We start from the raw sequence: 20966 nt of genomic DNA, 5'->3' as shown, positions 1-20966 counted from the left end.
CCGAGAGCAACTCAAACCGCGACACAACCAGCAGCATCCCAGCCACCAACCGCGACCTTTGTCAGACACGCCCTAGCCGGCCGCTCGGGGCAAGCCGGCCTGCCCGGTGGTTCCGCCCGGAGGTGAGGTGTCCGGGCGGAACCGTGCTGGGGCCCTGGGGTCAGGCGCGCAGAACTCCTTGCGCCACCAGCGTTTCCCGCAGGCGGGCGATGATCGGCACCTGGCCCTTGACGAGCAGTTCCGCGGCGCGTTCGGGCGTGGTCCACTCGATGCGGTCGACCTCCGGGAACTCCTGCACGCGCCCGGAGCCCTTCGGCCACTCCATCTCGAATGTGTTGCTGGCGAAGCCGGCCGGGTCGAAGTCGCCCTCCGCGGCGAACGTCGTGATGACCTTGCCGCTCGGCTGGCGGAACTCGCCCAGCTCCAGGATCTCGCCGGTGAGCACGGGCTCGCCGACCTCCTCGGCGAACTCGCGCCGTGCGGCGGGCAGCGGGTCCTCGTCGGTGTACTCGCCCTTCGGGATGGACCAGGCTCGTTCGTTCTTGCGCGCCCAGAACGGCCCGCCCATGTGCGCGATGAGCACCTCGACGCCACCGCCGCCGGTCAGGCGGTACAGCAGGAACGCCGCGCTTTTCGTGGGCACCGGGTCACCACTGGTCGTAGTGCAGGACCTCGGACAGCGGCTGGCGCTTCGCCGGCTTGAACGTCTCGCCGGTGTAGAACGCCGTCGGGATCAGCGCCGCCTGCCGGACGTGGTCCGGGATGCCCAGCAGTTCAGCAGCCTCCTTCTCGTAGACCAGGTGCAGCGACGTCCACGCGGTGCCGAGCCCGAGGGTGCGCGCGGCGAGCATGTAGCTCCACACCGCGGGCAGGATCGAGCCCCACAGACCGGCCTGGTTGCCCCCGGGCAGCTTGCCGCCCGGGACGTGGATCGCCGGGACGAGCAGCACCGGCACCTCGGCCATGTGCTCGGCCAGGTAGTCGGCGCTGTTCATCACCCGGTGCTGGGTGGCGGCGCGGTCCGTGTCGCCGGGGTAGCGCTCCTCCGGCGCCGGGCCGAGGTCGCGGTAGGCCTTGTAGGACTTCGCGTACAGCTCGGCCAGCTTGGCGCGCTTGTCGGCGTCGGTGACCACGACCCAGTGCCAGTCCTGCCGGTTCGACCCGGTCGGCGCCTGCAGCGCGAGGGTGATCGCGCGCTCGATGAGCTCGCGCGGGACGGGACGTGACAGGTCCAGCCGCTTGCGCACGCTGCGGGTGGTGGTCAACAGCTCCTCTGGTGTCATGCCCCCGATCCTGGCATGCGCCCGAGTGACCGGCGCCGGTCCCCGGCGCGCGGATCTTGAGGTGGCCACTCGTGGGCTGGGCGGAGAGCGGGCAGGAGGGGAGTGGGGTGGGTGCGCGTTGATGGTTAGCCGTGGGGAAGGCGCATAGGTCGTGTGTGGGTGAGCGGAGTCGTGCGGGGGATGTGGCGGTGGCGATGTTGAGGCTGGGGTTCGCCCAGGGGCTTGGGTGGGTTGTCGCGACGGGCGCGTGAGATCGGGAGCGGGATGCGGTGGCGGGCGTGGCGGGTGACAATGCCGGGGCCGGGATTCGCCTAGGGCAAGGAGGCCTGAGATGGCCGGGCACACCTATCGCGTCACTGAGATCGTCGGCTCGTCCAGTGAGAGCCTGGACGCCGCCATTCGCGGGGGGATCGAGCGTGCGGCGCAGACGTTGCGGGGGTTGGACTGGTTCGAGGTGACCGAAATACGCGGGCACATCGAGAACGGCGCGATCGGTCACTTCCAGGTCGGGTTGAAGGTCGGGTTCCGGCTGGAGGACGCGGACTGACCTGGCCAGGGCGCGCGCGGCACCCAGCAGGGCGGTGCGGATGCGGACCGTCCACTTGGGACCAGGGTGGGTTGTCAGGTTCATGGCAGCCACGTTAAGGACGGGGACCGACAAAAACCGGTGCTGGGCGGAAAATCGCCACCCCATCGGGTCGAATTGGTTGGATCACCTGACTGGAGCAACAGGGGGTAGACGCGCGGGGTAGATCGGCTGGAGCCCCGGACAGCGAGACGCCGGAGCGGGCCGCAATGAGGAGCGGACACCTGCGTGGGCCTTTACGAGGCGTGCGGTGGTGGGCGGGTCGCTGTGTGGGGCGGAGACGTGCGCGGGGGCTTTTACGAGGCGGCGCATGGTGGCGGGCGGGGTCGCTTTGTGGAGGCGTAAGCGTGCGTGGGCGTTACGGGGTGGCGCACGGTCGCGGGCGGGTCGCTTTGTGGGGGCGTAAGCGTGCGTGGGGCGTTACGGGGCGGCGCGTGGTGGCGGGCGGGTCGCTTTGTGGGGGCGGAGACGTGCGCGGGGCTTTTACGAGGCGGCGCACGGTCGCGGGCGGGTCGCTTTGTGGGGGCGTAAGCGTGCGTGGGGCGTTACGGGGCGGCGCATGGTGGCGGGCGGGTCGCGATGTGGGGGTGGACACCTGCGCGGGGCTTTTACGAGGCGGCGCACGATCGCGGGCGGGTCGCGATGTGGAGGCGGACACCTGCGCGGGGCTTTTGCGAGGCAGCGCACGGCCAGCGAGCGGGTCGCAACGAGGAGCGGAAACCTGCGAGCGGCCTCTACGACGCAGGGCACGGCCAACGAGCGGGCCGCAACGAGGCGCAAACCCGCGAGCGGATCTCCACGACACAGCGCAAAGCCCGGAGCGGGCGCTCAACGACCGAGCGTTGACGCCCCTCCGGGCGCGGATGAACCTACCGCCATCAATCGGCCGACAGTGCCTGCAGCAAATCGCCGATTTCGGGCTCGTCCAGCGATCGCGCCACGTCCGCCTGCGCGACGATCCCCACCAGGTCGTGGCCGTCGATCACGGGGAGCCGCCGGACCTGGTGCTGCGACATCGTGCGCAGGATCTCCTTCGCATCGTCGTCGGCGCCGATCGTGACCGCCTCGCCCTGCGCGAGCTCCCCGGCGTTCACCGCGCGCGGGTCCTTGCCCTCCGCCAGCACCTTCACCACGATGTCCCGATCGGTCAGCATCCCCTTGAGCCGGTTGTCCTCACCGCAGATGGGCATCGCCCCCACCTGGAGCTCCGCCATCCGCTTCGCGGCGTCGAGCACGGTGTCGCTGGTCCGCACGCACTCGGGGTCCGGCGTCATGATTTCGCGAGCCTTCGTCATCTCTGCCTGCCTTTTGGTGCACTCGAACTGGGCACTCGCGGTCATACCCGCGCCCGGTTGATTTACTCGTCCCATGTCCGAGATCGAGGTCCACCACGACGTCACCACCGGCGGCGACCTGGCCCACCACTACGCCCGGGGTGAGTCCCGGCCCATCACCGTCGTCGGCAACCCCGTGCTGCACCGGCCGTGCGCCGACGTCACCGAGTTCGGCGACGACCTCGCCCAGCTGGTGTCCGACATGTTCGTCAGCATGCGCACCGCCAGCGGCGTCGGCCTCGCGGCCAACCAGATCGGCGTCCCGCTGCGCGTGTTCGTCTACCTCTGCCCGGAGAGCTACGCACGCAGCGAGGGCGAGCTGTGGCACGCCGGCCACGTGGTGAACCCGGTCATCGAGGTCGCCGGTGACGAGACCGGCGCCCACCCCGAAGGCTGCCTGTCCGTGCCCGGCGCCAGGGCCGTCGTCGAACGCCCCGCCCAGGTCACCGTCCGTGGCTTCGACCTCGCGGGCAACCCCGTCGCCGTGCCGGGCCGCGACCTGCTCGCCCGCTGCTTCCAGCACGAGACCGACCACCTCAACGGCCGCCTCTACATCGACCACCTCACGCCGGAGGGCCGCGAGACCGCGCTGGCGGAGATGAGCGAACCGGCCTACCCGGTCGTCACAACGGACGCCGCCACTCGACCGTGACGCGGTCCGGCTCGCGGCGCACCACCGCGTCCGCGGACGCCTCCGCCAGTGCCCGCTCCACGCCGGCCACCCGCTCGTCCGGCACCGCGCAGGTCACGCGCAGCCGGATCTCCTCGCCGGACAGGGCCAGCTCGACCTCCTCCGCGCCGCCCTCCGGCACCGCGGTGGCGCGGAGGAAGTCGCGCAGCACCTGGGTGACCTCGGCGGCGACCTCCGCGGGTGGCTCGGCGTCGAGGTCGCCGGTGAGCAGCAGCCCCGGCGCGTGCCCGTGGGTGCTCTCCAGCTCCCCGACCACCTCGCTGACCTGGGTGTGCAGCGGAGGCTGGGTGCGCGTCGCCGTGCCGTAGACGGAGCTCCGCAACGCCGAGATCGTGCGGTCGATGCCGCTGATCGCGGTCGCCATCACCGGGCCGGACCGGGGGAACCGGGCGGCCGCGGACTGCAGGTCCAGCGTGATGCCGTAGAGCCGGCGGATCGCCGTGTCGCCGAGCGTGCGGGCGATCCGGTCGGTCTCCTCCAGCCGGGCGATCCGGTTGGAGGCAGCCGCCACCTGGTCGGCCTCCGACAGGATCCGCACCCGCATCGCCTCGACCGCTTCGCCGAGCCTGGTCACCTCCTCCGGCCCGGCCGCCTCGACCTCGCGGTGCAGGTCGCCCGCGGACACCTCGCGCACCTGCGCGACCAGCCGGTTCAGCGGCGTGACGAGCGAGCGGCGCAGGATGAGCACGCTCGCCAGGCCCAGCACCAGCGCGAGACCCACGCACACCCCGGTGGTCACGTTCGCGGTGGCGTTCGCCCGGCGCGACGACGCCAGCCTGGCCGCGATGAGCTGGTCGACGTGGTCGCCCAGCGCGGTCAGCCGGGCGCGCAAGGTGTCGAACAACGCCCTGCCCTGCTGGTTGTCCGCGACGGTGCCGTTCGCGCGGGCCCGCGCGATCGCCGGCTCGGCGGCCTGGGTGCGCCAGGCGATCCCGGCCGCGCTCACCGCGGAAAGGAGGCCCATCGTTTCCGCGTCGTCCGCCATCAACCGGGCGATGCTGTCCTCCGCCGCGGTGACCGCCGCGCTCCCCGTTTCGTAGGGCTGCAGGAATTGCGGATCACGGGTCAGCAGAAAACCGAGTTCGCCCGTTTCCATGTCCACGTAACCCCGGCCGAGCGCGGCGACCGCGGCCTGCGCCGGGCGCAGCGTCTCCCGCACCCGCGAACCGACGTCGGTCACGTGGACGCGGGCCGCGGTGGTGACGATCGCGGTGGTGGTGAGCAGCAGGAGCAACCCGCTGACGAGCAGGATCACCTGCCACCGCAAAGTCCGCGGCCAGAATCGCGGAATGGTCACGAAACACGATAACCCGCTTCACCGGAAAACCGAGAGCGTCGTTTTCCCGCCATCACCGCGGCGCCTGCCGCGGCGCCGATCGCCAATGCGATCCCGATCCGGTACGCCGCAAGCGCTCCGCTCCCGAAGAACACACCGCCGAGCAGCGCGACACCGAGCGTCGCACCGAGTTGCTGCACCGCGTTGAGCAATCCCGCGGCGGAGCCGATTTCCACCGGGCGCACCGCGCGCAACGCCGCGGTGAAGAACGCCGGGCTGAACAACCCCGCGCCGATTCCGATCACCCCCAGTGCACCGAGGAACGCGGCGTGATCGGCCACCAGGCACGCGGTGACCAGGCCCGCGACGAACACGGCGAGCCCGGCGGGCATCACGCGGTCGCCGAAGCGGGGCACCAGGACCGAGCCCGCGACCCAGGACGCCACGCCCAGCCCGGCCGACCACGGCACCAGCGTCAGCCCGGCGGCACGCACACCCGCGCCCGCGTCCAGTTGCTCGTGCAGGACCACGACCAGGGTCAGGCCCGAGGTGGCGGTGAAGAACAGCGCCGAGGTGACCAGCGCGGCCGGGAACCGTCGTCCGGCGAACAGGGACCGTTCGACGAGCGGAGCGCGGCCGCGGCGCTGGTGCAGCACGAAGACGACGAGCACGACGGCGCCGGCGGCGAGGAGCCGGTAGTCCGGAGTGGACGGTTGCGTCAGCGGGTGGACGAGCAGCCCGAGGCCGAGGACCGCGAGCACCGTCCCCGGCACGTCCAGGCGCGGGCGGCCGGGCGCGCGGTCCTCCGGCAGGCCACGGGCGAGCCGCAAGACGATCACCGACAGCGGCACGTTCACCAGGAACGCCGAGCGCCAGGTCCAGGCCTCGGTGAGCACGCCGCCGAGCACCGGCCCGCACACCGCCGCGAGCCCCATGACCGGGCCGATCGCGCCCAGCGCGCGGGAGAGCGCGGGGCCGGTGAACATCGTGCGGATCAGCCCGATCGTCTGCGGGATGATCACCGCCGCGGACGCGCCCTGCGCGGCGCGGAACACGATCAACGCGTTCGCGGCCGGCGCGAGCGCGCACGCCAGCGAGGTGAGCAGGAACGCCGTCACGCCGAGCCGGAACACCCGGCGGCGCCCGGCGAGGTCGCCGAGCCGCCCACCGGTGATCAGCAGCGCGGCGAACGGCAGGGTGTAGGCGGCGCTGAACCACTGGACGTCCGCCACCGGCCCGGGCAGGCTCGCGTGCACGGCGGGCGCGGCGACCTGGACGATCGTCGAGTCCAGCAGGTTCATCGCTTCGGCGGTCAGCAGTGCGGTCAGCGCCGCTCGGTGGTTCATCCGGCTTCCCTTCTACGCGGTCGGCGACAGCGTGCGGGGAGGGTCAGACTGGTTCCACTCACGAGCCGAAAACTGGCGGATTCCTCCATCAGAAGCGCTATAGTGCGGGAAATGACCGTGCTGGACGAGCTCGACCGCGGACTGCTCCACGCCCTCCACCTGGACGCGCGGGCGCCGTTCACGAAGATCGCCGCCGTGCTGGGCACGTCGACTCAGACCGTGACGCGGCGCTACCAGCGGCTCACCCGCGAGGCCGGGCTGCGGGTGACCGGGCTTCCGGACCCGGCCGGCACGCGTGGGCAGCAGTGGATCGTCCGGCTCACCGCGGCGCCGAGCACCGCGCACGACATCGCGCACGCGCTCGCCCGGCGCGACGACACGGCCTGGGTGCGGCTGACCTCGGGCGGCACGGAGATCGTCGCGATCGTCCGCGCCGAGCCGGGCGCGGGGAACTCGCTGCTGCTGCGGGACATCCCGCGCACCGCGAGCGTCACCTCCGTGTCGGCGCACTACCTGCTGCACACCTACCTGGGCGGCCCGACGGCGTGGCGTGGCCACCTCGACGCGCTTTCGCCCGCGCAGCAACGGGAACTGAGCCGCCCGGCGCCGACGGGCGAACCGGTCGAGCTCGGCGAGACTGACCGTGTGCTGCTGGCCGCGCTCGCGCAGGACGGCCGCGCCGGCTACACGGCTCTGGCCGCGGCGACCGGGTGGTCGGCATCGACGGTCGCCCGGCGGGTCGACGAACTCCGCGGGCGCGGCGCGTTGTTCTTCGACGTCGAGATCGACGACGCGCTGCTCGGCATCACGGCTTCGGCGCTGCTGTGGATGTCCGTGCCCCCGGTGCACCTGGACGCGGTCGCGACGGAACTGGCTCGCCACGCGGAACTCGCCGTCGTCGCCGCCACCACCGGGCGCACCAACCTGCTGTCGATCGCGTTGTGCGCGGACACCGGCGCGTTGCACCGATATCTGACGACCCGGCTCGCGCTGCCCGCGATCACGCACCTGGAGACCGCGCCGATCCTGCGGACGCTGAAGGCTGTGGCGCCGTTGGTCACCCCGGCCGGCGCGGCTTCGGTCCGCGCCGGCCGGGGGCGGCCCGTGCGATAGCGGGCCCGCGCACGCGCGCCCCGGCGACCGGACCGGAGCGCGCGGTGTGGAGCCGGGCGCAGCGGATCGGGCGGGCGTCGCGTGGAGTTTCGGTACGCCCAGAGTCCCTCGGTGCAGGCGCCACGGTCAACGCATTTTCCGGGCTGGGGGCACGGAAAAACCGACCGGAAAGTACTTGAGTGTCATTCAAGTACATGTCAGCATGGACACATGGCCTCGCCCCATGAGCTGGATCCGCGAGAAGCGCTGGACACGATCGACCGCGTAGGCCGCCGGGTCCGCCGGGAACGCTGGTGGTACGTGGCCGCCACGGCAGTCATGGCCGTGTTCACCGCGGCCTGCTACATCGGGCTGGTCGCCGCCCCGGCCGCCGTCGGGGACCTGGTCCTGCCGGGGGTGCTGGTCGTGGTCGTGCTCACCGGCCTCATCGGCCTGCGGCTGCGGATGATCGACCGGGCCGCCGCGCGGCTGGAGAACGCGGCCGTCTGGGCCAGCGTCGGGCTCGCCGTGCCCACCATGCTGCTCGACAAGTTCCTCGTCCCCGAGGGCTTCACCCCGTGGGCGGTGCCGGCCGGAGTGCTGCCCGCGCTGCCGTTCATCGTCCTGGCGTGGCGGGTCGCGCGCCGGTGAGCGGCAGGAAGACGGGTGCCCACCCCCGGCACCAGCTCGACGAGATCATCCACGCGCCGGTCCGGCTGTCGGCCATGGCGGCGCTGGCCGCGGCCGACCGCGTCGCGTTCGGGTTGCTCCGCGACACAGTCGAGGTCAGCGACTCGTTGCTGTCGCGGCACATCCTCACCCTGGAGCGGGCCGGGTACGTCGAGGTGGTCAAGGGGTACGAGGGCAAGCGGCCGCGGACCTGGCTCTCCCTCACCGACGAGGGCCGGGCCGCCTTCGAGCGGTACCAGCGGACGCTCCGTGCGCTGATCGACACCACCTCACCCGTCCAGCACCCCGACTGAGTGATGCCCGGGCCAATTTCGCTGAGGTGTCGATCCGCGGGGTCGTCGTTCGTGTAGGTGGTGAAGACCGAACCGAGGAGGGACCATGACCCACTACCTGCTCACGATCTACCAGCCCGACGGCGAGCCGCCCCCGCCGGAATTCCTCGAGCCGATCATGGCGAAGGTGGCGGCGTTCCAGGAGGAGTTGCGGGCCGCGGGCGCCTGGGTGTTCAACGCGGGCCTGCACCCGCCGAGCACCGCCACCGTCGTGCACGCGCGGGGCGACGACGTGCTCGTCACCGACGGGCCCTACCTGGAGGGCAAGGAGCACGTCGGCGGGTTCACCATTATCCAGGCCGCGGACCTGGACGAGGCGCTGGAGTGGGGCCGCAAGCTGACGGCGGCGACCACACTGCCCATCGAGGTCCGGCCGGTGGTCGACGGGTCCTGCGGTTGACCGACGAGATCGCCCGCGTCTTCCGGGAGGAGTACGGGCGCGCGGTGGCCGTCCTGGTCCGCGTCTTCGGCGACATCGACATCGCCGAGGAGGCGGTCCAGGACGCGTTCGCGACGGCCGTGCGGCGGTGGCCCGAGGACGGGGTTCCGCCCAGCCCGGCGGGCTGGATCATCACGACGGCCCGCAACCGCGCCGTGGACCGGTTGCGGCGCGAGGCGACCCGCGACGACCGGCAGGCCCACGCGGCCCTGCTGCACGCACGTGACGATCCGGTGGAGGAGGGCGCCGTGCCCGACGAACGGCTCCGGCTGATCTTCACGTGCTGCCACCCGGCGCTCGCCCCGGCCGCGCGGGTCGCGCTCACCCTGCGGCTGCTCGGCGGGCTGACGACCGCCGAGATCGCGCGGGCGTTCCTGGTGCCGGAGAAGACGATGGCGCAGCGGATCGTGCGCGCGAAGGGCAAGATCCGCGCCGCCCGCATCCCGTACCGGGTGCCGGACGAGGCGGACCTGCCGGACCGGCTGCGGGCCGTGCTCGCGGTGCTGTACCTGGTGTTCAACGAGGGCTACACGGCCAGGCGCGCGGCCCTGTGCGCCGAGGCGATCCGGCTGACACGGGTGCTGGCCGGGCTGATGCCGGACGAGCCGGAAGTGCTGGGGCTGCTCGCGCTGATGCTGCTGACCGAGTCGCGCCGCGCCGCCCGCACCGGTCCGGGCGGGGAGCTGGTGCTGCTGGCCGACCAGGACCGGAGCCGGTGGGACCGGGAGCTGATCGCCGAGGGACAGGCCTTGGTGCGCCGGTGCCTGCGCCGGGGACGCCCGGGGCCGTACCAGATCCAGGCCGCGATCAACGCCGTGCACAGCGACGCGCCGACCGCCGCGGACACCGACTGGCGGCAGGTGGTGGCGCTGTACGACCAGCTGATGGCGGTCGCGCCGTCCCCGGTGGCGGCCCTGCACCGGGCCGTGGCGGTGGCGGAGGTCGACGGTCCCGCGGCCGGGCTGGCGCTCGTGGAGCGCCTGCGGCTGACCGAGTACTACCTGTTCCACGCGGTCCGGGCGGACCTGCTGCGCCGCCTGGACCGGCGGGAGGAGGCGGCACGCGCCTACGAGGAAGCCTTGCGGCGGACGGAGAACGCGCCCGAGCGGGAGTTCCTCACCCGCCGGCTGCGGGAGACCGGCGGGTGAGGAACGCCGGTCAGACCTGCTGCGCTCCCGCGCGGCCGGCTTCGATGACGAAGCTCGCCCGCGTCTGGACGGGCGCGCCGGGTCGCGTCACGTAGTCCACGATGCGGTAGTCGGCGGTCCACGAGTCCCGGGTGATCGTGTTGCGCACGTAGCCGCGCTTGCGGTTGATGAACTTGATGTGCGGGTTCTCCGCGAGCTGCACGCGGTCACCGGAGTTCTGGTCGGTCCCGTCGCCGCCGGAGGAGATCGACGTGCCCACCAGCTCGGTCGCGACCGTCGCCGACGCCGGGTCCTCGAAGTCGGCCTTCACGTCGGCCACGTAATTGGCGTGCACGTCGCCCGTGATGACCACCGGGTTGCTCGCCTGCGCCAGCTTCGAGCGCACCAGGTTGCGCTCCACGTAGTAGTTGTCCCAGGCGTCGTCGCTGAACGAGTCGGCCGTGCCGGATGTGAAGTCGCGCTGGGAGAAGAACACCTGCTGCGCCAGGACGTTCCACCGCGCGGTCGGGCCGGACAGGTTGCGCAGCAGCCACTCCTTCTGCTGCGCGCCCAGGATCGTGCGCGACGGGTCCAGCCGCGCGTCGCCCGCGACCTGGTCGTCCCGGTACTGGCGGGTGTCCAGCAGGTGCACGTCCACCAGGTCGCCGAAGGTGAGCCTGCGGAAGATGCGGATGTCCGGCCCGGACGGGCGCTGGGCGCGGCGCAGCGGCATGTGCTCCCAGTACGCCTGGAACGCCTGGGCCCGCCGCTGCCGGAACACGGCCGGGTCCTGGTCGGGCTCGGTGTCGGGCTGCGAGATGTCACCCGCCCAGTTGTTCTCCACCTCGTGGTCGTCGAACACGAGCGCCCACGGGAACGCGGCGTGCGCGGCCTGCAGGTCCGCGTCGCCCTTGTACTGGGCCAGCCGGACGCGGTAGTCGGCCAGGGTGAACGTCTCCGCGGCCGGGGTGTGCCCGCGGCCGATGCTGCCCTGCCCGTTGCCCTCGTAGATGTAGTCGCCGAGGAACGCCACCAGGTCCAGGTCCTCCTGCGCGAGGTGGGCGTGCGCGGTGTAGAAGCCGTCCGGGTAGTTCTGGCAGCTGGCGAACGCGAACGAGAACTTGTCCAGCCGCGCGCCCGGCCGCGGCGCCGTCTTCGTGCGGCCCACCGGGCTGATCTCGTTGCCGACGCGGAAGCGGTAGAAGTACTCGGCGCCGGGCCGCAGGCCGGACACCTCGGCGTGCACGGTGTGCGCCGACTCCGGCCGCGCGATCTCGGCGCCCGCGCGCACCACGTGCCGGAACCGCTCGTCGGCGGCGACCTGCCACTCGACCGGCACGACCTTCGACGGCATGCCGCCGAGGCCGTCGGCGGCCAGCGGTTCGGGCGCGAGCCGCGTCCACAGCACGACGCCGTCGGGCAGCGGGTCGCCGGACGCGACGCCGAGCGTGAACGGGTCGCGCACCGGGCTGGCGGAGGCGGTGCCCCAGCCGGCGAAGGCGGCGGCGCCGAGCGCGGCGCCACCGGCGATCAGGACCTGACGGCGGGTGGGGGAGAGGTCGGTCATGCGTCACCTTTTCGGGGGTTCGGGAGGAAAGGCGCGCACACGCTAAGCACCCCGGGTGGCCGCTGCCCGAATCCCTGGTGGACGGGACATTGATGATCGTGCTTGTCACATCACGGTTCGATCACCCCAGGTAGCGCACTGCCCCGAACGGACGATCAGCTGGTTGTGCGACTGATGATCGAGGTGGCCGTGCTGGTCCTGGCCGTGGCGACGGCGTTCTGGTTCGGCCGCCGGTCGGCCCGGCCCCGCCGCGGCGGTGGGCCGGCGCCCGCGTTCCGCCTCGAGGCCCAGCCGCAGCAGTGGTACCGCTTGACCAACACCGGCCCGGTCCTCGCCACCGGGGTCCGGGTCGACTTCGGCGACCGCTACGACCGCTCCCTCACCCGCCGCCTGCCCGACGCGCTCGACCTCGGGCCCGGCGAGTCCGTCACCTTCCTGATGCTGGGCACCTGGGCCACCCCGCGGCCGGCCGAACTGCGCGTGAGCTGCGCGGAACTGCCCAAGCCCGCCCTCGTTCCGGTGCCCGAAGGCGCCGAGCCGCTCGCGTCCTGACCTGCCGGTACTAGCTTGGTACCGAGGAGGCCGACGTGGAGTGCCTCCGGTCGCGAGGAGGGACATGGCTTCCGTTTCCCGGATCGGCCTGGTGGTGCACGGCGGCAAGGAGACCGCGCGGCGCACCGCGGGCGAGGTCCGCGCCTGGGCGGCCGCCCGCGGCATCCCGTGCACCGACATCGACGTGTGGGACGACTTCGACGGCCACCGCCTGCACGCCAAGGAGGAGGCCGAGCGCGCGGGCAACCCGGACCTGATCGTCACCGTCGGCGGCGACGGCACCTTCCTGCGCGGGGTGCGGGTCGCGGCGCCGGTCGGGTCGCTGGTGCTCGGCGTGAACGTGGGCCGCGTCGGGTTCCTCACCGAGGTCGCCACCGAGGACGTGGTCGCCGCGCTGGACGCGGTCAACGACGGCGCCTTCCAGGAGGACTCGCGGATGACGCTCACCATGTGCGCGTCGCGGCCGCTGAGCATCCCGAAGGGCATCGAGCCGATGCTGCGCTACGGCCGCGGCCCGGCGCTGCCGCCGCCCACCACCCGGCGGGCCCCGTCCGACGGCGACGGCATCCAGCTCGACGTGCTGGGGCTCAACGACATCGTGGTGGAGAAGCTGGCCCGCGACCGGCAGGCCAGCCTCGCGGTCTACGTCGACGGGCGGCAGTTCGCCGTCTACTCGACCGACGCGTTCGTCGTGGCGTCCTCGACCGGTTCGACCGCCTACAGCTTCTCCGCGGGCGGCCCGATCGTCTCGCCCGGCCTGGACGCGCTGGTGTTCACGCCGGTCGCGCCGCACATGGTCTTCAACCGCAGTGTGGTGCTGGCGCCGCAGCAGCGGGTCGGCATCCGGGTGCTGGAGCAGTCCGGGGAGGCCGCGGTGAGCGTCGACGGTCAGCTGCGGGGCGTGCTGGAGCCGGGCGACTGGATCACCGTGCAGGCGGCGAGCCGGCGCGCGCGGCTGGTCCGCCTCGACGAGCCGGACTTCCTGTGCCGGGTGCGCGACCGCTTCGGGCTGGCCGATTCGGTCGCCGCCCTCGCCGACGAACGGCCCCCGCGCTGATCGTCGTCCGTGGGAGCATGAGGTGTGCCTCGCCTCGACACCGCGATCCCGCTGATCGGCCGCGAACCCGAGCTGGACACCCTGCGTGCCGCGCTGGACCGGGCTCGGGCGGGCCAGGCGGGGGCGGTGCTGCTGGCCGGTGACGCCGGGGTCGGCAAGTCGCGGCTGCTCGGTGAGCTGGTCGCGGGGGCCGACGGGGTGACCGTGCTGTCCGGGCGTTGTCTCGACGTCGGCGAAGCGGGGTTGCCGTACCTGCCCTTCGCCGAGGCGCTGGGCGGGCAGCGGGAGGCGGCGCAACAGTGGCCGGTGCTCGGGCGCCTGCTGCCCGGTCTCACCCAGCCGGAGCCCGCCGACCAGACGGTGGAACGGCTGCGGCTGTTCGACGCGGTGCACGCGCTGCTGGTGGACCTCGCCGCCCGTGGCCCGGTGCTGCTCGCGCTGGAGGACCTGCACTGGGCCGACGCCTCGACCAGGGACCTCGTGTTGTTCCTGCTGTCCCGGCTGGACACCCAGCGGCTGCTGGTGGTCGCCACCTACCGCACCGACGACCTGCACCGCCGCCACCCGCTGCGCCCGCTGCTGGCGGAGGTGTCCCGGCTGCCTTCGGTGGCGCGGATCGAGCTGGCCCCGCTCGCCGCGGCCGACGCCGTCGCATTCGTTTCGGCGCTCGCCGAAGGCGCGTTGCCGGACACCACCGTGCGCACCGTCGCCGAACGCTCCGAGGGCAACCCGTTCTTCTGCGAGGAGCTGACGGCCGCGGTGCGCCGCGGCGCGAACCTGCCCGAGGGACTGGCCGAACTGCTGCTCGCCCGCGTGGAACGGCTCAGCCCCGAGGCGCAGCGCGTGGCGCGTGCGGTCTCCGGCGCGGCGCAGCTCGTCGCGCACGCCAGCCTGCGCACGGTCTGCGGGCTGGACGAGGACACCCTGGAGACCGCGTTGCGCGAGGCCGTGCTGCACAACGTCCTCGTCGCCGCGGAGGACGGCTACGCGTTCCGGCACGCGCTGCTGCGCGAAGCGGTCTACGACGACCTGCTGCCCGGGGAGCGGGTGCGCCTGCACGCCGCGTTCGCGCGCCTGGCCGCCGAGAACGGCACCGCGGCCGCTCTCGCGCACCACAGCTTCCGCAGCCACGACCTGCCGACCGCGCTCGCCGCGTCGGTGCGGGCCGCGGACCAGGCGGCCGGGATGCAGGCCCCGGGTGACGCGCTGCACCACCTCGAGCAGGCGCTGCAGCTGTGGGAGGCGGTGGACGAGCCGGAGCGGATCAGCGGACGGGACCAGCTGGCGCTGCTGCGCTCGGCGGCCGCGATGGCGTACGCGGCGGGCGAGGCCGACCGCGCGGTCACCTACGCGCGCTCCGCCGTGACCGAGGCGGACCTGCGCGACGACCCCGAGCTGGCCGCCGACACGCGGCACCAGCTGGCGATCGCGTTGATCCCGTTCGACCTGCACCGCGGCGAGGTGTCGAAGGCCGTCGCCGAGGCGTGGGAGCTGGTGCGCGACCGCCCGGCGAGCGTCGTGCGCGCCCGGGTCCTCGCGCTGCGGGCTCGCGCCTGGGTGTGGGGCGTGCCGGACGTCGACGTCGACGAGCTGCGCGGCCACGTGCAGCAGGCCATCGCCGACGCGGGCGCGGCCGGGGCGCCCGAGGTCGAGGTCGACGGGATGGTCACGCTCGCCGCGTTCGAGGACTGGCAGGGCAACGTCGAGCTGTCCACGCGCCTCGGCCTGGCCGCCGCGGACCGCGCGGCCGAGATCGGCGCGGTCCGGGTCGAGCTGCGGGCGCTGCACAACGTCACCTGCAACCTGCTGGTGAGCGGTGACCTGCCTGGCGCGGCGCGGATGGCCGCGCGGGTGTGGCAGCGCGCGGAACGGGCCGGGCTCGGCTGGAGCGACGTCGGCGTCGATGCGCGCACGAGCGAGCTGTTCGACCTGTACGTGCTCGGGGACTGGGACACCGCGCTGGACCGCGCGGCGGTGCCTGGAGCGCCGCGGTTCGCTCGGGCCCGCGTGGGGGCGTACTCCGCGCCGATCCTGGCCGCGCAGGGGCGGTTCGCCGAGGTCGAGGACCTCGCGGCGCGGCTGGCCGACCAGCGCGACGACGCGCGCACCGGCGTGCTGTTGGGGATCGCGCTGGCCGAGGCCGCGCAGTGGCAGGGCGACGCCGGGCGGGCCGTCGCGGAGGTCCGGGCCGTGATCGAGCAGCTGCGGGCGCTGACCCGGTCGAGCCTGGCCGACATGCGGTGGGCGGTCGTCACCGGGGTGTCCGCGCTGGCCGACCACGCCGAGGAGGTCCGGCGCCGCGGCGGGGACGCCGCCGAGCTGGTCGGCCAGGGCGAGGAGCTGGCCGCCTGCGGCGAGCTGGTGTCGCCGATGCAGGTCCGGCTGGAGGAACGCAGCCCGGACACGCGCGCGCCGACCGCGCGGCTCGCCGCGGAGCTGAACCGCTTGCGTGGCGCGGACGACCCGGCCGCGTGGGCGGTCGCGGTCGACGAGGCCGCGCCCCTGCCGTACTGGCAGCTGCTCGCCCGATGGCGGTGGGCCGCGGCGCTGCTGGCCCACGGCGAGCGGGACGCGGCGGCCGAGCAGGCCCGGTTGGTGCACGACGCCGCCGGCGAGCTGGGCGCGCAACCGCTGCGGTCCGCGGTGGCGGACCTGGCCCGGCGCGGCAGGCTGACGGCCGCGTCCGCACCCGCCGACGACGTGCTGACCCCGCGCGAACGGGCCGTGCTGGAACTGGTCGCGGGCGGGCTGACCAACCGCCAGGTCGGCGAGCGCCTGTTCATCAGCGAGAAGACCGCGAGCGTGCACCTGTCGCGTGTGATGGCCAAGCTGGGCGCCGGGAGCCGCGCCGAGGCGGTTTCCCTGGCGCACCAGCGCGGCCTGCTCGGTTAGGGCTTGTCGCCGAGGGGGTTGAGGTTCTCCGGCTTCCCGCCTGCCGCGAAGAGCAGCAGGTCGGCCATCGTGAAGCTGCCCTGCCGCGCGCCGAGCGCGGGCTGCCAGCCCGGTTCGTTCAGGATCGAGTGGCGGCTCGCGCCCGCCGACCCCGTTCAGGCGCCCCTCGTGCCCCTCGGCCTCCCGCAGGACGTAGAACCACAGCGGCGTGTCGGCGACCAGCTCGTCACGCAGTTCCCGGCTCAGCGTGGACAGGTCCGCACCATCCCCGGCGCCGGCGAGGATCTGCTCGGCGGTCAACGGGGTCGTCTCCAGGAACTCGGCCATCTGCTGCCCGGCGGCCGGCTCGACCATGTTCGCGCGGATCAGGTTGCGGTAGGCCAGGTTCCGCTGGATGTCGTCGTCGGCGAGCCCGCCCTCCCGGCCGCCGAACGTGCCTGCCGGCAGGGTGTCCAGCGGGTTCGCCAGCAGCGTGTCGATGCGCCGCGCCGGGTCGAGCGGCACGCTCGTCGGGTTCGGCACGCCGTTCGGGCCGAAGTCGAACAACCGCCGCCAGTCCACGATCCAGTTGGTCGGCAGGCGCAGGAACGTGCCCGCGTCCGGGTCGTCGAGTCGGCCGGGTCGTTGGTGGGGCCGAGGGTCCCGGCGGTGCCGCTGAAGGTGAACAGCTGGAACAGCGTCGCGATGCCCAGCGGGGAGCCGGCTTCGAAGATCCGGTTCCAGGAATAGGTTTCCCGCACCATGCTGTGCCCGAGGCGGAACGCCGCGACCGAGAACTCGATCGGCATGGTCGCCGGGCCGCCCGCGGTCTGCGGGTCGAAGTACTTGCGCCCGTCGGTGAACACGTCGTCGACGATCATCGGGTTCACGATCCGCGGCAGGTAGTCCTCGCGCAGCATCCACTGGTAGTGCCGCACCACTTCACCGCGGGCCTTTTCGAAAAGCAGCGCGCTCGGCACGGAATCCGCGGCGAAGTGGTCGATCACGCGGTTGTGGAAGTTGATGAACCCGGCGTGAATCTGCGCGACGGCGAGGTTTTCGTCGTTGCGGGTGTCCGGGATCAGCGCCTTCCGCTCCGCCGCCTTGGTCGGCCTGGTGCCGACGCGGGGCACGTCGAACCCGGTGCGGTTGACGTTGGTGCCCGCGTCGATCGGGACCGTCGCGGTGGTGCCGATCTTCGGCTTCAGCCCGTCCGGCGCGTAGAACCGCTTGTCCTGCTGCGGTCCCCGGCCGTAGAGCGCGTCCAGGTCGAGCGCCGTGAGCGGCCCTGAACCAGCTCGTCGACGGTCACCGTCGTGCGCCCCGCCGTCGCGGGACGTCATCGCTCGCGCGAGCAGCTGAAGCAACGCGTTGTCGATTTTGCGGACGAACGGGGAAAGTGGTGACCTAAGTCCCCACGAAGAGATGTGGCCGACTGGCGGAAGCCCACGATCCGGCGCAGCATCGGGGGCATGCCGCTGCCCGAGCCCGTCGCCCCCATGCTGGCCGTTCCCGGACCCGTGCGGGACAGCGAGGGCTGGGCGTTCGAGTGGAAGTACGACGGGGTGCGGTGCCAGGCCGCGGTGTCCGGCGGCGAGGTCCGGCTCTACTCGCGGCGGCTGCGTGACGTCACCGGCACCTACCCGGAGCTGGCCGTGCTCGGCCACGACCCGCGCACGCTGCTGATCGACGGCGAGGTCGTCGCGCTCGACGAGGACGGCAGGCCGGATTTCGGGCGCCTGCAACAGCGGATGAACCTGACCGTGCCCACCCCGGCGCGGCTGTCCTCGGTGCCCGTCGTGTTCTTCGCGTTCGACCTGCTGCGCGAGGGATCGCAGGACTGCACCGGCCTGCCCTACGAGGAACGCCGGGAACGGTTGCTGGGACTGGGCATCGACCGGCCGGAGGTGCGGGTGCGGCGGCACTTCCTCGCGTCCGACGTGGAGGGTGCGGAGCTGCTGAGCGCGGCGCGCGAGGTCGGCCTGGAGGGGCTGGTGTCGAAGCGGCTCGGCTCGGTCTACCAGCCCGGCGTGCGGTCGCCGGACTGGGTGAAGACGCCGCTGACCCGCACGCAGGAGGTGGTGATCGCGGGCTGGACCACCGGCGAGGGACGGCGCTCCGGCACGTTCGGCGCTCTGCTGCTCGGCCTGCACGACGAGACCGGGCTGCGCTTCGCCGGGCACGTCGGCACCGGCTTCACCGACCGCATGCTCGACGACCTGCAGGCCCGCCTGCGCCCGCTGGCCCGCCGCACGAGCCCGTTCGACAGCCCGGTGCCCCGCGAGTACGCCCGCAACGCGCACTGGGTGGAGCCGGAACTGGTGGGCGAGGTGGAGTTCCGGCAGTGGACGTCGGACGGTCGGTTGCGGGCGCCGTCGTGGCGCGGGCTGCGGCCGGACCGGCGGCCGGAGGAGGTCACGCTCGCCTGATCAGCCTGGTGCGCACGGCGAGCCCGGCGCACGCGATCACCGCGAGGCCGCCGAGCACGGTCGGCCAGGTGATCGCCTCGCCGAGGAACAGCACCGCCCAGCAGATGGTCAGCACCGGCTGGACCAGCTGGATCTGGCTCACCCGCGCCATCGGGCCGATCGCGAGCCCCCGGTACCACGCGAAGAACCCGAGGAACATGCTCACCACGCCGAGGTAGGCGAACGCGGCCCAGTCCACGGCGGTGCCCGTCGGCGGGTGCTGCCACGCCGCGACGGCCGCGAGCGCGGTCATCAGCGGCGCGGACAACACGAGCGCCCACGAGATCGTCTGCCACGCGCCGAGTTCGCGGGCCAGCAGGCCACCCTCCGCGTAGCCGATCCCGGCGGCCAGCACCGCCCCGACGAGGAGCAGGTCCGACCACCGCGGGCCGGTGAAACCGCCCTGCAGGGACGCGAACGCCACCGCGGCGACCGCGCCGAGGGCGGCTGCCACCCAGAAGCGGGCAGCCGGCCGTTCTCGCCCGCGCAGCACGGCGATGACCGCGGTGGCGGCGGGCAGCAGCGCGATCACGACGGCGCTGTGACTGGCCGAGGCGGTGGTCAGCGCGAACGACGTCAGCACGGGGAACCCGACGACCACGCCCGCGGCGACGATCGCGAGGCGGAACCACTGCACGCCCCGCGGCAGGCGTTGCCGGGTGCAGGCGAGCGCGACCGCGGCGAGCAGCGCGGCGACGACCGCCCGCCCGCAACCGATGAACAGCGGCGACATGGCGCCGACGGCGACGCGGGTGAACGGGACGGTGAACGAGAACGCCGTGACCCCGAGCAGACCCCAGCCGAGACCGGCCCGCGCGGGCGGTAGCACCGGGCGCTCGGCGAGAGTAGCGCTACTATCCTGCCTCATGTCCGACGATAGCAGCTCTCGCATCGTCGCCGGGCTGCGCAAGTGGATCGCGACCGCCGAACCGGGCGCGAAGCTGCCGTCCACCCGCGCGCTCGTCGCCGAGTACGCGGCGAGCCCGGTGACCGTGCAGAAGGCGCTGCGGACCCTCGCGGCCCAGGGCGTGGTGGAGAGCAAACCCGGTGTCGGCACCTTCGTGCGCGCGGTCCGAGTGGCGCGCGCGAACGACTACGGGTGGCAGACGGCGGCGCTCGGGTCGCCGCCGCACCGCGTGCCGCGGGTGTCGACCGCGCTGCGCACGGTGCCGAACGACGTGATCGCGTTGCACTCCGGTTACCCGGACCGGGAGCTGCTGCCGGAACGGCTGGTGCGGGCGGCGTTCGCCCGCGCCGCGCGGGGCGCTTCCGCGGTCAGCCGCCCGCCGGCCGCGGGGTTGCCGGAGCTGCAGGCGTGGTTCGCCGCGGAGCTGGGTCCGGCGGCGCCGGGCGACGTCGTCGTGTTCCCGGGCAGCCAGAGCGGGCTCAGCGCGGCGTTCCGGGGGCTCGTCGGGGCCGGCGCGCCGCTGGTGCTGGAGTCGCCGACGTACTGGGGCGCGATCCTCGCCGCCGCGCAGGCCGGGGTGCGGGTGGTGCCCGTGCCAAGCGGGCCGCACGGTCCGGACCCGGACGAGCTGGACCGCGCGTTCCGGCACACCGGGGCCAGGGCGTTCTACGCGCAGCCGAACTTCGCCAACCCGACCGGCGCCCGCTGGCCCGCCGAGCTGGGCGAGGAGGTCCTCGGCGTGGTCCGCGAGCACGGCGCGTTCCTGATCGAGGACGACTGGGCGCACGATTTCGGGATCGCGGCCGACGTGGTGCCGCTCGCCGCGCGCGACGACCGCGGGCACGTGGTGTACCTGCGGTCGCTGACGAAGAGCGTGTCCCCGGCGGTGCGGGTCGCCGGGATCATCGCGCGCGGCGCGGCTCGCGAGCGCATCCTCGCCAGCGCACAGGGCGAATCGATGTACGTGAGCGGGTTGCTGCAGGCGGTCGCGCTCGACGTCGTCACCCAGCCCGGGTGGCGCACGCACCTGCGCGGGGTGCGCCGCCAGCTGGCCGCGCGGCGCGACCTGCTCGCCGGCGCGCTGCGGGAGCACGTGCCGTCCGCGCGCCTGGAAGGGTTGCCGCAGGGCGGGCTGAACCTGTGGGTGCGGCTGCCGGACGCCACCGATCCGGCGCGCCTGGTCCGTGACTGCGAAGCGGCCGGGGTCGTGGTGAACCCGGGCGGTGAATGGTTCCCGGCGGAGCCGCCCGGGGTGTACCTGCGGCTCAACTACTCGGGCCCGAACCCGGGCGCTTTTCCCGACGGCGCCCGGATCATCGGCGAGGCACTGGCCCGGCAAGGGCTTTAG

General features: G+C 73.4%; 20 protein-coding genes. 12 read left to right on the top strand and 8 right to left on the bottom strand.

All coding sequences use genetic code 11. The features are described from left to right. Positions 1-160 precede the first annotated feature (160 nt). Both L2C96_RS39775 and L2C96_RS39770 read right to left on the bottom strand, forming a co-directional pair. Positions 161-643, bottom strand: a complete 483-nt coding sequence (locus tag L2C96_RS39775; RefSeq protein ID WP_237339782.1) for an NUDIX hydrolase — start codon at positions 641-643, stop codon at positions 161-163. Positions 644-647: 4 nt separating this feature from the next. Continuing rightward, positions 648-1283 (bottom strand): nitroreductase family protein, encoded by a 636-nt coding sequence (locus L2C96_RS39770; RefSeq protein WP_237339781.1) that lies wholly within the window; start codon positions 1281-1283, stop codon positions 648-650. A 331-nt stretch (positions 1284-1614) separates the two neighbouring features. Between L2C96_RS39770 and L2C96_RS39765 the strand changes: the two genes are divergently transcribed. Beyond that, a complete protein-coding gene (locus tag L2C96_RS39765; RefSeq protein ID WP_017984202.1) occupies positions 1615-1830 on the top strand; it encodes a dodecin in 216 nt (71 codons plus the stop codon). 917 nt (positions 1831-2747) lie between these two features. On the opposite strand, the gene L2C96_RS39760 is transcribed toward L2C96_RS39765, so the two are convergent. Continuing rightward, entirely contained in the window at positions 2748-3164 is a 417-nt protein-coding gene (locus tag L2C96_RS39760; RefSeq protein ID WP_237339780.1) for a CBS domain-containing protein, read from the bottom strand. Between the two features lie 73 nt (positions 3165-3237). Here L2C96_RS39760 and def point away from each other — a divergent pair, with 73 nt between their 5' ends. After that, on the top strand, positions 3238-3855 hold the full coding sequence (gene def / locus L2C96_RS39755; protein WP_237339779.1) for a peptide deformylase: 618 nt from the start codon (positions 3238-3240) through the stop codon (positions 3853-3855). Here the strand turns inward: def and L2C96_RS39750 are convergent. Both L2C96_RS39750 and L2C96_RS39745 read right to left on the bottom strand, forming a co-directional pair. Further along, a complete protein-coding gene (locus tag L2C96_RS39750; protein WP_237339778.1) occupies positions 3827-5191 on the bottom strand; it encodes a CHASE3 domain-containing protein in 1365 nt (454 codons plus the stop codon). The two genes, def and L2C96_RS39750, sit on opposite strands and share 29 nt — an antisense overlap. Further along, the gene (locus L2C96_RS39745) at positions 5188-6516 is read right to left on the bottom strand and encodes an MFS transporter (protein ID WP_237339777.1); all 1329 of its coding nucleotides are present in this window, start codon (positions 6514-6516) and stop codon (positions 5188-5190) included. The genes L2C96_RS39750 and L2C96_RS39745 overlap by 4 nt, the downstream gene beginning before the upstream one ends. A gap of 111 nt (positions 6517-6627) precedes the next feature. On the opposite strand from L2C96_RS39745, the gene L2C96_RS39740 reads away from it, so the two are divergent. The 5 genes from L2C96_RS39740 to L2C96_RS39720 all read left to right on the top strand — a co-directional run bounded on the left by L2C96_RS39740 (position 6628) and on the right by L2C96_RS39720 (position 10217). Further along, a complete protein-coding gene (locus L2C96_RS39740; protein ID WP_237339776.1) occupies positions 6628-7629 on the top strand; it encodes an Lrp/AsnC family transcriptional regulator in 1002 nt (333 codons plus the stop codon). A 210-nt stretch (positions 7630-7839) separates the two neighbouring features. Continuing rightward, positions 7840-8259, top strand: a complete 420-nt coding sequence (locus L2C96_RS39735; RefSeq protein WP_237339775.1) for a hypothetical protein — start codon at positions 7840-7842, stop codon at positions 8257-8259. Beyond that, positions 8256-8591 carry a winged helix-turn-helix domain-containing protein gene (locus tag L2C96_RS39730; protein WP_039791909.1) on the top strand — a complete coding sequence of 112 codons (336 nt, stop codon included), beginning with the start codon at positions 8256-8258 and terminating at the stop codon, positions 8589-8591. Before L2C96_RS39735 ends, L2C96_RS39730 begins: the two co-directional genes overlap by 4 nt. Before the next feature lie 85 nt (positions 8592-8676). Then, positions 8677-9030 carry a YciI family protein gene (locus L2C96_RS39725; RefSeq protein ID WP_237339774.1) on the top strand — a complete coding sequence of 118 codons (354 nt, stop codon included), beginning with the start codon at positions 8677-8679 and terminating at the stop codon, positions 9028-9030. Next, positions 9027-10217, top strand: coding sequence for an RNA polymerase sigma factor (locus L2C96_RS39720; RefSeq protein WP_237339773.1), 1191 nt, complete (start codon positions 9027-9029; stop codon positions 10215-10217). The genes L2C96_RS39725 and L2C96_RS39720 overlap by 4 nt, the downstream gene beginning before the upstream one ends. A gap of 10 nt (positions 10218-10227) precedes the next feature. Here L2C96_RS39720 and L2C96_RS39715 read toward each other — a convergent pair whose 3' ends face one another. Then, a complete protein-coding gene (locus tag L2C96_RS39715) occupies positions 10228-11763 on the bottom strand; it encodes an alkaline phosphatase D family protein (protein WP_020422010.1) in 1536 nt (511 codons plus the stop codon). 174 nt (positions 11764-11937) lie between these two features. On the opposite strand from L2C96_RS39715, the gene L2C96_RS39710 reads away from it, so the two are divergent. The 3 genes from L2C96_RS39710 to L2C96_RS39700 all read left to right on the top strand — a co-directional run bounded on the left by L2C96_RS39710 (position 11938) and on the right by L2C96_RS39700 (position 16264). Beyond that, a complete protein-coding gene (locus L2C96_RS39710) occupies positions 11938-12315 on the top strand; it encodes a hypothetical protein (protein WP_020422009.1) in 378 nt (125 codons plus the stop codon). Positions 12316-12379: 64 nt separating this feature from the next. Further along, positions 12380-13372, top strand: coding sequence for an NAD(+)/NADH kinase (locus L2C96_RS39705; RefSeq protein WP_020422008.1), 993 nt, complete (start codon positions 12380-12382; stop codon positions 13370-13372). Between the two features lie 24 nt (positions 13373-13396). Then, positions 13397-16264 carry a helix-turn-helix transcriptional regulator gene (locus L2C96_RS39700; RefSeq protein ID WP_237339772.1) on the top strand — a complete coding sequence of 956 codons (2868 nt, stop codon included), beginning with the start codon at positions 13397-13399 and terminating at the stop codon, positions 16262-16264. A gap of 365 nt (positions 16265-16629) precedes the next feature. Here L2C96_RS39700 and L2C96_RS39695 read toward each other — a convergent pair whose 3' ends face one another. After that, positions 16630-17610 carry a peroxidase family protein gene (locus L2C96_RS39695; protein WP_237339771.1) on the bottom strand — a complete coding sequence of 327 codons (981 nt, stop codon included), beginning with the start codon at positions 17608-17610 and terminating at the stop codon, positions 16630-16632. A gap of 105 nt (positions 17611-17715) precedes the next feature. Between L2C96_RS39695 and ligD the strand changes: the two genes are divergently transcribed. Beyond that, a complete protein-coding gene (gene ligD / locus L2C96_RS39690; protein ID WP_020422005.1) occupies positions 17716-18672 on the top strand; it encodes a non-homologous end-joining DNA ligase in 957 nt (318 codons plus the stop codon). Here ligD and L2C96_RS39685 read toward each other — a convergent pair. After that, the gene (locus tag L2C96_RS39685; protein WP_237339770.1) at positions 18659-19579 is read right to left on the bottom strand and encodes a DMT family transporter; all 921 of its coding nucleotides are present in this window, start codon (positions 19577-19579) and stop codon (positions 18659-18661) included. The genes ligD and L2C96_RS39685 overlap by 14 nt on opposite strands. Between L2C96_RS39685 and L2C96_RS39680 the strand changes: the two genes are divergently transcribed. Next, positions 19578-20966 (top strand): aminotransferase-like domain-containing protein, encoded by a 1389-nt coding sequence (locus L2C96_RS39680; protein ID WP_237339769.1) that lies wholly within the window; start codon positions 19578-19580, stop codon positions 20964-20966. The genes L2C96_RS39685 and L2C96_RS39680 overlap by 2 nt on opposite strands.

The sequence above is a fragment of the Amycolatopsis tucumanensis genome (assembly GCF_021654135.1).
Taxonomy (GTDB): domain Bacteria; phylum Actinomycetota; class Actinomycetes; order Mycobacteriales; family Pseudonocardiaceae; genus Amycolatopsis_E; species Amycolatopsis_E tucumanensis.
Note: the sequence above shows the minus strand (reverse complement) of the source record. Positions and strands in the feature narration are given on the sequence as shown.

Excerpts from the sequence above, each read along its gene's own strand:
- L2C96_RS39770 (WP_237339781.1), bottom strand. The coding sequence starts at position 1,283 with ATGACACCAGAGGAGCTGTTGACCACCACCCGCAGCGTGCGCAAGCGG.
- L2C96_RS39765 (WP_017984202.1), top strand. The coding sequence starts at position 1,615 with ATGGCCGGGCACACCTATCGCGTCACTGAGATCGTCGGCTCGTCCAGT.
- L2C96_RS39760 (WP_237339780.1), bottom strand. The coding sequence starts at position 3,164 with ATGACGAAGGCTCGCGAAATCATGACGCCGGACCCCGAGTGCGTGCGG.
- def (WP_237339779.1), top strand. The coding sequence starts at position 3,238 with ATGTCCGAGATCGAGGTCCACCACGACGTCACCACCGGCGGCGACCTG.
- L2C96_RS39745 (WP_237339777.1), bottom strand. The coding sequence starts at position 6,516 with ATGAACCACCGAGCGGCGCTGACCGCACTGCTGACCGCCGAAGCGATG.
- L2C96_RS39740 (WP_237339776.1), top strand. The coding sequence starts at position 6,628 with ATGACCGTGCTGGACGAGCTCGACCGCGGACTGCTCCACGCCCTCCAC.
- L2C96_RS39735 (WP_237339775.1), top strand. The coding sequence starts at position 7,840 with ATGGCCTCGCCCCATGAGCTGGATCCGCGAGAAGCGCTGGACACGATC.
- L2C96_RS39725 (WP_237339774.1), top strand. The coding sequence starts at position 8,677 with ATGACCCACTACCTGCTCACGATCTACCAGCCCGACGGCGAGCCGCCC.
- L2C96_RS39715 (WP_020422010.1), bottom strand. The coding sequence starts at position 11,763 with ATGACCGACCTCTCCCCCACCCGCCGTCAGGTCCTGATCGCCGGTGGC.
- L2C96_RS39710 (WP_020422009.1), top strand. The coding sequence starts at position 11,938 with ATGATCGAGGTGGCCGTGCTGGTCCTGGCCGTGGCGACGGCGTTCTGG.
- L2C96_RS39705 (WP_020422008.1), top strand. The coding sequence starts at position 12,380 with ATGGCTTCCGTTTCCCGGATCGGCCTGGTGGTGCACGGCGGCAAGGAG.
- ligD (WP_020422005.1), top strand. The coding sequence starts at position 17,716 with ATGCCGCTGCCCGAGCCCGTCGCCCCCATGCTGGCCGTTCCCGGACCC.
- L2C96_RS39680 (WP_237339769.1), top strand. The coding sequence starts at position 19,578 with ATGTCCGACGATAGCAGCTCTCGCATCGTCGCCGGGCTGCGCAAGTGG.
- L2C96_RS39685 (WP_237339770.1), bottom strand. The coding sequence starts at position 19,579 with ATGAGGCAGGATAGTAGCGCTACTCTCGCCGAGCGCCCGGTGCTACCG.